Consider the following 12,145-nt stretch of genomic DNA (forward strand, 5'->3'; position numbering starts at 1 on the left):
ATGCAGGTAACAGGTTTTGAGCAATTTTACTTTTCGTTACTTATGTCGGTTTTTTTCCGTTCACTTACTTAAAGGATCTATGGGATAATGATTTAAAATGGTGCTTTACGCTATTGTATGGCGATCGGTATGCTATACACAAATTTTTTACCAATGGTGCGTTACTGGTTGCTAACGCACTCTACTATTTGGCTTTTACTTAATTTAATGTGGTGCGTTACGAAGACAGCAGCACTTCGCTATCGCCACTTAAGATTTAAACTATGTTGTATCAAAATTATCCTCAGATGTATTCAAAAATCCGAAAAAACCGATTGTAAAACCGGGTCATCTAAGGTAGAATACATATTGTACCCAAACATAATTTTGAGATATTGGTGATTAAAGACTGATTATTACAGTTATTACTATCAATTAACATTTAACTAAACTATATAATCGTATTATAATTTATAGTCAAATGTCTAATCCAAATTAATTGTATTTTTTGCCAAAAAATCAAAGTCCTTGTATTTCTGTGCTGTTTTTTTGCCTATCTTCACAATTTCCACTGGAAAATTAGCAATATAAATGACAAAAATACAAATAAATGTCAAGAATATAAATAGAAAATAAAAAAGTAGATTTAGTTAATCATCATATTACCAGCAGGTAGTTTCATGTCTTTAAGTAAAGTAGCACCAGAACAAGTTAACCGTATAGTATGGAATCAACACCACGATCCATTTGAAGTGTTAGGTTCACACCTCATAGAACAAAATGGCAAAAATATTTGGGCAGTCAGAGCATATCTTCCCCATGCTAACACAGCAACGGTATTAGTTCCAGAAGATCGCAAAGAATACCCCATGACCTCAGTGCATGATCCGCACTTTTTTGAATGTGTTATTGAAACCGCAGAACTGAAAAATTACCAATTACGGATCAAAGAAGGAGAACATGAACGGGTAATATATGATCCTTATGCTTTTCGTTCACCCCATTTAACTGAATTTGACTTACACCTATTTGCTGAAGGTAATCACCATCGCATTTATGAAAAACTAGGAGCGCATCTTACTCAAGTAGATGGTATCAAAGGAGTTTACTTTGCGGTATGGGCTCCCAACGCTCGCAACGTTTCGATATTAGGAGACTTTAACTTCTGGGATGGACGTAAACACCAAATGCGGAAAGGTATTACAGGAGTATGGGAGTTATTTATTCCTGAATTGGGAGTAGGGGAACATTATAAATATGAAATTAAGAATTTTGATGGTCATATTTACGAAAAATCAGATCCTTACGGTTTTCAACAAGAACCACGTCCTAAAACAGCATCCATAGTCACAGACTTAAATACTTATACCTGGAGTGATCAGAATTGGATGGAAACTAGAAGAAATACAGATCCTCTAGTTACACCTATTTCCGTTTATGAAGTGCATTTAGGTTCCTGGTTACACGCTGCAAGTGCTGAACCAGGTAAATTAGCTAATGGTGAAAATGCCCCTGTAGTGGTGGTTTCTGAACTGAAAACCGGAGCAAGATTTTTAACCTATCGAGAATTAGCTGCACAACTCATTCCCTATGTTAAAGAACTGGGATATACCCATGTGGAATTATTACCCATAGCAGAACATCCTTTTGATGGTTCTTGGGGTTATCAAGTCACAGGATATTATGCACCTACTTCTCGCTTTGGTAGTCCTGAAGACTTTATGTATTTTGTAGATGAATGTCATAAAAATGATATTGGTGTGATTGTGGACTGGGTTCCAGGCCATTTTCCCAAGGATGGACATGGTTTAGCGTTTTTTGATGGTACACATCTTTATGAACACGCTGATTCCCGCAAAGGTGAACATAAGGAATGGGGAACTTTAGTATTTAACTATTCTCGTAATGAAGTGAGAAACTTCCTGGTAGCTAATGCCCTATTCTGGTTTGATAAATACCACATTGATGGTATTCGGGTAGATGCTGTGGCTTCCATGCTGTATTTAGATTATTGTCGCAAACCTGGGGAATGGTTACCAAATGAGTACGGTGGTAGAGAAAATTTAGAAGCTGCGGACTTTTTACGTCAAGTAAACCATCTGTTATTTAGCTATTTCCCTGGTGCTTTATCTATTGCAGAAGAGTCTACTTCTTGGCCAATGGTATCCTGGCCTACTTATACGGGAGGTTTAGGCTTTAATTTGAAGTGGAATATGGGTTGGATGCACGATATGTTGGATTATTTCAGCATGGATCCTTGGTTTAGACAGTTCCACCAGAATAATGTCACCTTTAGTATATGGTATAACCACAGTGAAAACTTTATGTTGGCTCTTTCCCATGATGAGGTAGTGCATGGTAAGAGTAATATTATCGGTAAAATGCCCGGTGATAGATGGCAGAAGTTCGCTAATTTACGCTGTTTATTTAGTTATATGTTCGCTCATCCTGGTAAGAAAACCATGTTTATGAGTATGGAGTTTGCCCAATGGAGTGAGTGGAATGTATGGGCAGATTTGGAATGGCATTTATTACAATATGAACAGCACGCACAAACAAAAGTATTTTTCAAAGCGTTAAATCATCTTTATCGTTCTGAACCTGCGTTATATACTCAAGATTTCCAACAAGCAGGTTTTGAATGGATTGATTGTAGCGATAATCCTCATAGTGTGGTTTCTTTTATTCGTCGAGAAAAAGATTCTGATAATTTTTTAGTTGTGGTTTGTAATTTCACTCCTCAACCCCATTCTCATTATCGTATTGGTGTACCACAAAAGGGTTTTTATACGGAGTTATTTAATAGTGATTCTCGTGATTTTGGTGGTAGCAATATGGGCAATTTAGGCGGTAAATGGACTGATGATTGGTCTTTACATAATCATCCTTATTCGTTAGATTTGTGTTTACCTCCTTTGGGTGTTTTAATTCTCAAATTAGATAAAGAAACAACTCAAGCAGCTTTGAATAGTTGATTTAATTAATTGTTTTGGGTGGGTAATTCCACCCTTTTTTATGTTGAGAAATAAAAGAATTATTTACCTTTCTTTCTTTTTCCTTTAGGTTGGAACTTGACACCTCGTAAAAAAGCACCTAAATCTGAGTTTCTACTAATATCATAATTACCTTCTCCAAAAATGCTTTTTAACTCTTTTTTATACTTATCATATTCTTGTGGTACAGAACCATCTGACATAATATAACACTTAGAAATAAATTCTTTTGATAAACCTGACTCTTTTAGTTTATGATTAAAATGTATATATGTATTTTTCACCTGCTCTTTAGCAACTGCAATCTTATTACCTTTTAATTCCACAAAACAGATAATTCTTGTAGAGTCTTTCGCATAAAATACTATTAAATCGCACATTTGCTGACCTTGTTGATCTAATCCTAATAATTGCCTTAATTGACAATTAGGATTTGATTGATCATCTGTATGAAAAAATAAAACTGTTTCACCACCATCACGAGTTAACCTTACTTCTACTCCATCTTCTCTATGACTTGTTTGATCTGGTAATAAACAACCTGATAATAATAAATAATCAAAAGGCATTTTAAAATTACTCCTTCACTCCTGATATCAAATATTGATTACGGAAAAATGTGACTAATATCATCAGAAATATCAGCGAAAGTACCCCAATCTATCCGCCCATTTTCTTGTAATATATCTTTAGCTGTAGCATCTTCAAATAAATAGACAGAAACATTTTCCTGAGCAATAAAAGCGTCAGTTCTCTCTAAATAAAAGCGTTCCTTAATACTTTCCTTGTCTTCACACTCAGCAGCTTTTATTAAATTAGAAAGATGATCAATTATATAAGGACTATGAGTAGTAATTAATACATTGACACCAGCATTAACTAACATAGCTAAAAACTCAGTAATTTCTACCTGTGCTGCTGGGTGTAAATTCATTTCTGGTTCATCAATAATTAATAGTTCATTTGGTTCTACTAAATAACGTAAACATAAATATAAAGGTGCAAGTTCTTTCACCATTGATGAAGCAACTTGCATTTCTAAATTTACATCTTCAGAAGGTTGAAAAATAATTTCATTTTGTATTGTTGATGAGTCAACCTTAACATGACCAGATAAAATATGTTCCTGTAAAAAATTAGCTAAATCAATATATTCTAAAATCTGAGGATTTTTTTCTGCTTCTTCCTTTCTTTCATCATCTGTTTTCACAGAAGCACCTGCTATGATAGATGTTAGACTCTGAATAACAGCACTTTTTCCTATTGATCTTTTTTGTTTATCAGTGTTAGATTTTTCTGTGTCTGCTTCTTCATCTAGTGAATTTAACAATTCTATAACTTGTGTTAAAACTTTTTGTTTCTGGTTTGGACTTTGGTTATCTAAATCTTGATCATTGTCTTCTTGTATATCTTCAATTATTTTTTCCAACTTAGTAATTTTTACTCTTTTTTGCACAGAAAAAGGAAATCCTGCATAAGTGGTTCTTTCAGTGGGAAATATATAAACATAAGAGTAAAAACATTGATGAATTATTCCTAATATTGTTTCTGAAAATAAATCTTTGATCAACAATGAAGGCAGTTTTAAATTATCTTTACCACCTTCGGAAATTCTATAAAAATAAATGTAATCATCATGTTCCTGCTTTAAAATTTGTATAGAAATATTAGAGCCAAATTTTATTCTTTTCTCTAATACTCTTTTTTTGATACTTTCAATAAATTCTTTTTTAAATTCAGCTAATGTCAAATTAATATTAAGATTATGAAAATTTACCCTGGCTGTATTCAGGAATTTAGATAACCAGTTAGGAGCTAGTCCCGCAACATCATTAATATAATTTTCTGCATATTTTTCTGCAAAATCAACTAAATTAATCTGACAATTACCTCCTTGTAAAAACTCTTGAATACCTCGCTCTAAAATTTCATATTGTACTTGATTCTTTTTTTCACTATATGCCTCTAAATATTCCTTAAAACCATATTTACTAAAGATAGATGCTAAGGTATAAGCAGTCCAAGTTTTGCCAGTACCACTTCTACCAATAAATACAGTCAAGGGTTTTAATTCTATTTCCGCCTGTTCAATAACACCTAACTTAGAAACTTTTATTTTCATAATTAAAATACAGACAAAGGCTACAAACCAAAATTATGCTATAATCATATACTATCATATACTATCATAAAATAAAAATACCCCCATTACTGGAGGACATTTTTGATTAACTAAGCTGTATTTAATTATTAACCATTGATTGTAGGATCCGTAGGTATGAGATGTAATTCAAAGTTGCCCTATCGTAGAAATTAACCTGGCGGCCAGGACAAAGAACGTCCACCTAATATATGAATATGCAGATGATATACACTTTGTCCACCATCGTTACCTGTATTCATTACTATGCGATAACCGTTTTTTAGTCCTGCTTGTGCTGCTACTTTTCGCACTGTTAATAATAAGTGTCCTAACAGGGCTTGATCTTCCTGTTGTGCTGTGTCTATGTTAACTATGGGTTTCTTGGGGATGAGGAGAATGTGAACCGGTGCTTGGGGGTTAACATCTGTGAATGCTAAACATAAATCATCTTCATAGACTATGTTAGCAGGAATTTCTTTACGAATGATTTTACTGAAAATGGTTTCTGTGTTCTGATTCATAGCGGTTTTGTTATTAACCCAAAATTTTTGTAAATCTACACAATATTCTATAATTAGCTAGGCAATTACCAACCACCTATCACCCATCAGTAAATCTATTTTCCCAATTCTTCAATGTTCTTCATTGCTTGTTGATATAGGTCTTTGTTTCCTTCTTTATCAAAAATGGCTGCTGCTCTTTGTAAGTCTTTTAATGCTCCTCTTTTATCCCCAGTAACAGCATAGGCATTTCCCCGATTATTATAGGCCACTCCAAAGTTAGAATTAAGACGAATGGCATCATTATAATCGGCGATCGCTTTTTGCGGATCTCCCAGGGCAGCATAGGCATTTCCCCGATTATTATAGGCCACTGCATAATTTTCGTCAATTCTAATTGCTTCTGTATAATCTTCAATTGCCCCATTTTTATCCCCTTGATTTGCTTTGGCATTTCCCCGGTTATTATAAGCCTCGGCATATTTAGGCGCAAGACTTAATGCTTGATTATAATCAGCAATTGCTCCTAAGTAATTGCCTACAGATGCTAGGGCATTTCCCCGATTATTCAAGGTTTCTGCATCATTAGGATTTAATTTTAATGCCTGATTATAATCGGCGATCGCTGCCTCTATTTTGCCAATATCAAAATATACTAACCCCCGACTTTTATAGGCTGGTGCGTATTCAGGATTTAAACCTATGGATTTACTATAAGCTGCGATCGCTGCCTGAGAATTTCTTTTTGCGTGTTGAATTTTCCCCTGAATATAAAACTGTCCAGATTTTGATGTTTTGGGAGTTATTTTATTAGGAGGAGTTACCCCCACTTCTGTAATCAAAACATCTGGATTTTTAGCACAACTCACAGCAATTACACTCATGAAAACCGTAACTATTGCTATAGTTAATCTTAGGTTTTTTTTGTGTCTTCTTCGTTGTTTTTCGGTTAATAATTGCCATTTCATAATTTAGTATAATTTAGTTTAATTTAGTATAATTTAGTTTAATTTAGCTTAATTAATACTAGAATCGGCGATTATAAATCGCGGTTCATCTTGCACACAGATAAAACCTACCTACCCAGGTGGACTTTGCTTGTGTAGTAGGCAATTATATTCGCCCAATACGTTTAAAAAATCCTCTAAATCACTATCATATAGTCGGGAATAGAGAATATTCCTGAGCTAATTTAACTTAAATTTGTCTGAGGATGATCCTTTTATTAACTGTTAACCTAAATTTTTTAATTGTGATGTAGCAAATGTTAGAAATTTCTTCATGGAAAAACTATCAGATTTAACATAAACTTCAAATCTGATTCAAATATGAGAAATTATCATCGGCCAACATCAACAAATAAATATCAACAAATAAAAATACACTAATATTCTCTGTCTTCAGGATTTTTAGCAGTTATTTTCCAATAGGTATTTTTTTCCACATTTACCTGTAAATTCTCGATATTTTCCCCTAACTTTTTCCGTATATCCTCAGTTAAAGTGACGCAAAAATCTAAATCAATATTTTCAGTAATGACTAAATTTGCTAAGTCTTGAAATTGGGTTTTTACTGTTTTCCGCTCAAAACTACTCATTTTACAATATTTAGTTTCTAGGATGTTTTGCGTTAACATGGCTTTTTTCATCCGCTCTTTTAAATATTCATATTCTGAATTGATTAATTTTTGTTTCTGTTCAATTTCTCGATATCTAGCCGTTAAAGATACTAGATCCTCTTGACTAGGATCAGGATTAATTTCTTTTTCTAAATCTATTAATTTTAAATATACCTGTGCTAAATAAATGCAATCTAAATAAGCATATTCAATTTGGGTATTAGTTAATGGTCTTCTTCCCCAATCGCTACTTTGTTCTTCTTTATTCACATCATTAAAATTACACAATTCCTCCGCTAATGTAGCTAATTTATAATTAGATACCTGTAACAAATAATCAGGAAGTTTCTTAGCTAATTCTAAGGTACAAGTAACATTTCTAGCATTTTTACCTCCCAAAAATCTCAAATCATAACTAGCATTATGAAAGACTTTTTCAATGTTTTCATTGCCCATAATTCTGTCAATAAAATCATTAATTATCTTATTCTGATCCAGCACATCTAGTAAATAAATACTTTTACCAGTCATATCTTCAGGGTTATCTAAAATCTGAATTAGTGATAATCTGGGATTACGACTTTGATAATCAGCAACTTCTGTATCTATCCAAAGAATTTTGGACTGAGTATATTTATTTATTAAGCTGGTTATATCACTTGCAGATGTTAGATAAGTCATAGATGCGATTAATATTTAGAATTATTTAGAATTTGTGTTTATGTAGTCTCAGTCTATATTTGCTAGTTTGTCAGGCCAGCTACAGGCATTAACTGGTAACTATTATATAAAAAAACTCAGGTGATTACACCTGAGTTTCTGATCAATTCAATTCTATTATCTTAAAACTATTAGTAGCGATTCCGTCCACCAGCACTACGTCCACCTCCATAAGAACCCTTATCTTCTTTAGGTCTGGCCTTGTTCACTTTCAAACTACGTCCCATCCATTCTGCACCATCTAGTGCTTCAATAGCTGCTGTTTCTTCTGCATCTGAACTCATTTCCACGAAACCAAAACCTCTTTTTTTACCAGTTTCCCGATCAGTGGGCAGCTGGACACGCTTAACAGTTCCATATTCTGCAAAAACACCATTCAAATCATTCTCATTTACTTCGTAAGCGAGATTACCTACATAAATTGACATAAATTGTCCCCAAAATCAAAAGATTGTAGAGATTTAGATTTCGGAGAAAAGTCTGTAAATACCAAAGGGGAAAAAGCCTATCAATACTCAACACAAACGTGGTCACCGAATTATTTCTCACTTTTACATTATTACATAAATAATTTCTAGTTAACTATAATAAGTCAAAAAAATTTACAAAAATAGTGGTCAGCTTTCAGCAGTTAGCTATCAGCTATCAGTTATCAGCTTATGGCTGACGCAGCCAGAGGGGGTTGAAAACAGTTAAAGGTGAATCTAGCAAAATCTCTAAAAAGTTGTTAAAATATATCCAGTACAGTCTCCTGGAAATAGTAGTGAGCTAGTCCTAAGTTGACAATTTTATAGACAAAGCTATACATTTGTTGACAAAAATCAAGATATTTTAGTTGAAAAAATCAAATACTTGATATATAATTCTAACATATCAAGTATGGAATTAACACTGTCAAGTGAAGCGAAAACCAAGCAATGACGGTGATAGTCTTTTCAAGAATCTTTGTAAAAGAAAGACGCGTTGGGCTACAGCGTGTAAGTTTACAGAGGGATAGCTGCTCCCATGCGCCCCGTTGAAGTAGAAAGTAAAGTCTAGCTTTGTCTAGGTTTTATATAGCAGTAAATCTGTATAACGTTGATTACGAACAATCACAACAGTCAAACAGATAGACTTCATAATGGTTTGAGAAAATAATGGTGTATCAACCGGCTACTGGTGCTAGAGATTTATTACCTTTAGATGTAGCACAAAAACATTGGATTGAAGATAGATTACAAGCCGTCTTCCATCGTTGGGGTTATCATCGGATCCTTACTTCAACTTTGGAACGCATGGATACGCTTTTGGCGGGCGAAGCTATTGAACGTCATAAAGTGATTCAATTACAAAATGGTGATGAAGAGTTGGGTTTACGTCCTGAGTTAACCGCTTCTATTGCTAGAACTGTGGTTACTAGGATGGCTGAGGCTATATATCCTCAGAGACTTTATTATAATGCCAATGTGTTCCGTCGTAATTGGGAAGGCCGCCATAATCTTCAACAAGAGTACTATCAAGCGGGTGTGGAGTTGTTGGGATATGATGGCTTACGCGCTAATGCTGAAATACTGTTGTTGGTGATAGACTGTTTAGCAGCTTTGGGTATTTCGGGGTATCATATAATTTTGGGGGAAGCGAGTATTACTCGTTCTTTACTAAGTGCTTTTCCTGCTGATGTGAGAACTAAAGTAAGAACGGCGATCGCTCATTTGGATCGTGTAACTATTGATACTTTAAACTTGAGTGAAGAATTACATGATCGTGCTAGAATAATGTTAGACCTAAGAGGTGATAGTGAAGAGGTTCTGGAAAAAGTAAGTAAGTTACATTTAGAACCAGACCAGAAAGAGGCAATAAATGATCTGAAATCTTTAGTAAAATTACTAAAGTCAGAAAAAGATTTTTCTCTGATCCTTGACCTGAGTCTGATTCAAACTATTGACTACTATACAGGAATAGTATTTGAAGTAGTAAATAGTACTAATGGATTGGCGGGGGTTTTAGGTAGTGGGGGACGTTATGACCAATTATTAGGTTTATATCATCCCCAAAAACAAAATATTCCTGGTATTGGTTTTCAGCTAAATATTGATGATTTATACACAGTTTTAGCAGCGTCTAAGCAATTACCCCAGGACATACCCGCAAGTAATTGGTTGGTAGTTCCGGTAACAAAAGATGCAGAGGTGGCAGCTTTTGCCTATTCTCACAAGTTACGGAGTGCTAGTGATTTGGTAAGGGTGGAAATGGATTTAGGAGGAAGGGATGAGGGAGAGATTCGCAAATATGCAAGCGATCGCTCTATATCTCAAATTGCTTGGATTCAAAGCGATGGTACGCCAATCATCGAAAGTGTTAAATAAGTTATTAGTAAAGGTAATCAAGGAAAATGCCGCATACAATTGTTACAGAAGTTTGTGAAGGGGTTGCTGATTGCGTAAGTGCTTGTCCGGTGGCTTGTATTCATGAAGGACCGGGAAAAAACATTAAAGGTACAGATTGGTATTGGATAGATTTTGCCACTTGTATTAATTGTGGTATCTGTCTACAAGTTTGTCCAGTACCAGATGCCATTATTGCCCAAGAAAGGCCGGAATTGCAAAAAACACCAGAATAAGTAATGGGTAATGGGTAATTAGTGATTGGGAAAAAACACTTTACCTATTACCGATTTCCTATGGCTAATAATTAAATAAAAAATAACTAATAACTAATAACTAATGACTGATGACTAATAACTATTTATTAACAGTTGAAAATGTCTACGCTGGATATATTAAAGATGTAGATATTTTGCAGGGTATTAATTTTCGAGTTGAACCAGGAGAATTAGTAACTGTAATTGGTCCTAATGGTGCGGGTAAATCTACGTTAGCAAAAACTATTTTCGGATTGTTGACTCCCCACACAGGTACAATTATTTTTAAAGGGGAAAAGATTAATGGTTTAAAATCAGATCAAATTGTGAAAAGGGGAATGTGTTATGTACCACAAATTGCTAATGTTTTCCCGTCTTTAACTATAGAAGAAAATTTAGAAATGGGTGCTTTTGTGAGGAATATTAATTTAAAACCTTTGAAGGATAAGATATTTAGTATGTTTCCTAGATTAAGCGATCGCCGTCATCAGCGTGCTGGTACACTATCAGGAGGAGAAAGACAAATGTTAGCTATGGGAAAAGCCCTAATGTTAGAACCTGATTTATTATTATTAGATGAACCTTCAGCTGCATTATCGCCTATTTTAGTAACACAGGTATTTGCACAAATTAAAGAAATTAATCAAGGGGGAACAGCTATAGTATTAGTAGAACAAAATGCACGGAAAGCATTAGAAATGGCTGATACTGGTTATGTTTTAGAGTCAGGAAAAGATGCAATTTCTGGACATGGTAGAGACTTATTAAATGATCCGAAAGTGGGAGAATTGTATTTAGGTGCAGGAGGACATTAAAATAATTGAATTGGTGCTTGATGAAAATTTGCCACCCCGTCTGAAGTACACTAACGCTGTACCTTCAAAGAATAATTAATACAAGCAAGATGCTTGTGCTACTGTAACTTGAGGTTTTTTAATTATACAGTGCTGCACATTAGCTTACTATAGCGATCGCACCTCCTCAACCTCCCAAAAAGCGATACCTTTGGTAAACTTTGCTAACAGGTAACTAAACGAAGTTACAAATTTTGATAAACTTCATCATCATTGCGTTTACCAACCCGAAAAACATCAACTAATTGATTATCATCATCAATGGTGTACAAAATTCTATATTCACCTTGATCAATACGATAACCACCTTGATAACCTTTTAAAGCTGCATAGTCTTGAGGACGAGGATTACCTTGAAGGGAGAGAATTTTTGATACAACTTGTTTATATTGTTTTGGTTGTAAGTCTAATAAATCTTTTTCCGCAGTTTTCGCAATCCTCAATGTATATCGTTCACTCATTGGGGCGTTTTGCTATTATTTCTTCTAAGGTGGTAAATCCTGTGTTTTCTTCTACTGCACGTCGCAGTTTAGCCGAATCTATTGCATCTTCTATTGCTTCTAGTAGTTTTAAATCTTCTATACTAATCATTGCTACCGCAGGTTTACCATGACGTTGAATTAATATTCTTTCTCCACGATATTCTGCACGATTCATAATATCGGGAAAGTTAGCACGCGCTTCACTTGCACTGATGACAGACATAGCACCTCATAAA

Annotated in this window: 12 protein-coding genes; 4 read left to right on the plus strand and 8 right to left on the minus strand. The window is 34.4% G+C overall.

Going from position 1 to position 12,145, the window contains the following annotated elements:
- Positions 1-659: 659 nt before the first annotated feature.
- Positions 660-2,954 carry a 1,4-alpha-glucan branching enzyme gene (gene glgB / locus H6F32_RS08380; RefSeq protein ID WP_190368879.1) on the plus strand — a complete coding sequence of 765 codons (2,295 nt, stop codon included), beginning with the start codon at positions 660-662 and terminating at the stop codon, positions 2,952-2,954.
- Positions 2,955-3,013: 59 nt separating this feature from the next.
- On the opposite strand, the gene H6F32_RS08385 is transcribed toward glgB, so the two are convergent.
- From H6F32_RS08385 to H6F32_RS08410, 6 genes are all read right to left on the minus strand, one after another.
- Complete coding sequence (locus tag H6F32_RS08385; RefSeq protein WP_190368880.1) at positions 3,014-3,541, minus strand: hypothetical protein; 528 nt, start codon at positions 3,539-3,541, stop codon at positions 3,014-3,016.
- Positions 3,542-3,579: 38 nt separating this feature from the next.
- Positions 3,580-5,094 carry an AAA family ATPase gene (locus H6F32_RS08390; protein WP_190368881.1) on the minus strand — a complete coding sequence of 505 codons (1,515 nt, stop codon included), beginning with the start codon at positions 5,092-5,094 and terminating at the stop codon, positions 3,580-3,582.
- A 191-nt stretch (positions 5,095-5,285) separates the two neighbouring features.
- Positions 5,286-5,636 carry a histidine triad nucleotide-binding protein gene (locus H6F32_RS08395; RefSeq protein WP_190368882.1) on the minus strand — a complete coding sequence of 117 codons (351 nt, stop codon included), beginning with the start codon at positions 5,634-5,636 and terminating at the stop codon, positions 5,286-5,288.
- A 95-nt stretch (positions 5,637-5,731) separates the two neighbouring features.
- Entirely contained in the window at positions 5,732-6,583 is an 852-nt protein-coding gene (locus tag H6F32_RS08400) for a tetratricopeptide repeat protein (RefSeq protein WP_190368883.1), read from the minus strand.
- Positions 6,584-6,999: 416 nt separating this feature from the next.
- On the minus strand, positions 7,000-7,914 hold the full coding sequence (locus tag H6F32_RS08405) for a ribonuclease D (RefSeq protein ID WP_190368884.1): 915 nt from the start codon (positions 7,912-7,914) through the stop codon (positions 7,000-7,002).
- A gap of 170 nt (positions 7,915-8,084) precedes the next feature.
- Positions 8,085-8,381: an RNA-binding protein gene (locus H6F32_RS08410; RefSeq protein WP_190368885.1), complete on the minus strand. Its 297-nt coding sequence runs from the start codon at positions 8,379-8,381 to the stop codon at positions 8,085-8,087.
- Between the two features lie 708 nt (positions 8,382-9,089).
- Here H6F32_RS08410 and H6F32_RS08415 point away from each other — a divergent pair.
- The 3 genes from H6F32_RS08415 to H6F32_RS08425 all read left to right on the plus strand — a co-directional run bounded on the left by H6F32_RS08415 (position 9,090) and on the right by H6F32_RS08425 (position 11,388).
- The gene (locus tag H6F32_RS08415) at positions 9,090-10,298 is read left to right on the plus strand and encodes an ATP phosphoribosyltransferase regulatory subunit (RefSeq protein ID WP_190368886.1); all 1,209 of its coding nucleotides are present in this window, start codon (positions 9,090-9,092) and stop codon (positions 10,296-10,298) included.
- Positions 10,299-10,324: 26 nt separating this feature from the next.
- Positions 10,325-10,552, plus strand: coding sequence for a ferredoxin family protein (locus H6F32_RS08420; protein WP_190368887.1), 228 nt, complete (start codon positions 10,325-10,327; stop codon positions 10,550-10,552).
- Positions 10,553-10,662: 110 nt separating this feature from the next.
- Entirely contained in the window at positions 10,663-11,388 is a 726-nt protein-coding gene (locus H6F32_RS08425; protein ID WP_190368888.1) for an ABC transporter ATP-binding protein, read from the plus strand.
- Between the two features lie 224 nt (positions 11,389-11,612).
- Here H6F32_RS08425 and H6F32_RS08430 read toward each other — a convergent pair whose 3' ends face one another.
- Complete coding sequence (locus H6F32_RS08430) at positions 11,613-11,888, minus strand: type II toxin-antitoxin system RelE/ParE family toxin (RefSeq protein ID WP_190368889.1); 276 nt, start codon at positions 11,886-11,888, stop codon at positions 11,613-11,615.
- The gene (locus H6F32_RS08435) at positions 11,881-12,132 is read right to left on the minus strand and encodes a type II toxin-antitoxin system Phd/YefM family antitoxin (RefSeq protein ID WP_028082685.1); all 252 of its coding nucleotides are present in this window, start codon (positions 12,130-12,132) and stop codon (positions 11,881-11,883) included. The genes H6F32_RS08430 and H6F32_RS08435 overlap by 8 nt, the downstream gene beginning before the upstream one ends.
- Between the last annotated feature and the right edge of the window lie 13 nt (positions 12,133-12,145).

This window comes from Anabaena sp. FACHB-1237, assembly GCF_014696225.1.
GTDB lineage: Bacteria > Cyanobacteriota > Cyanobacteriia > Cyanobacteriales > Nostocaceae > FACHB-1237.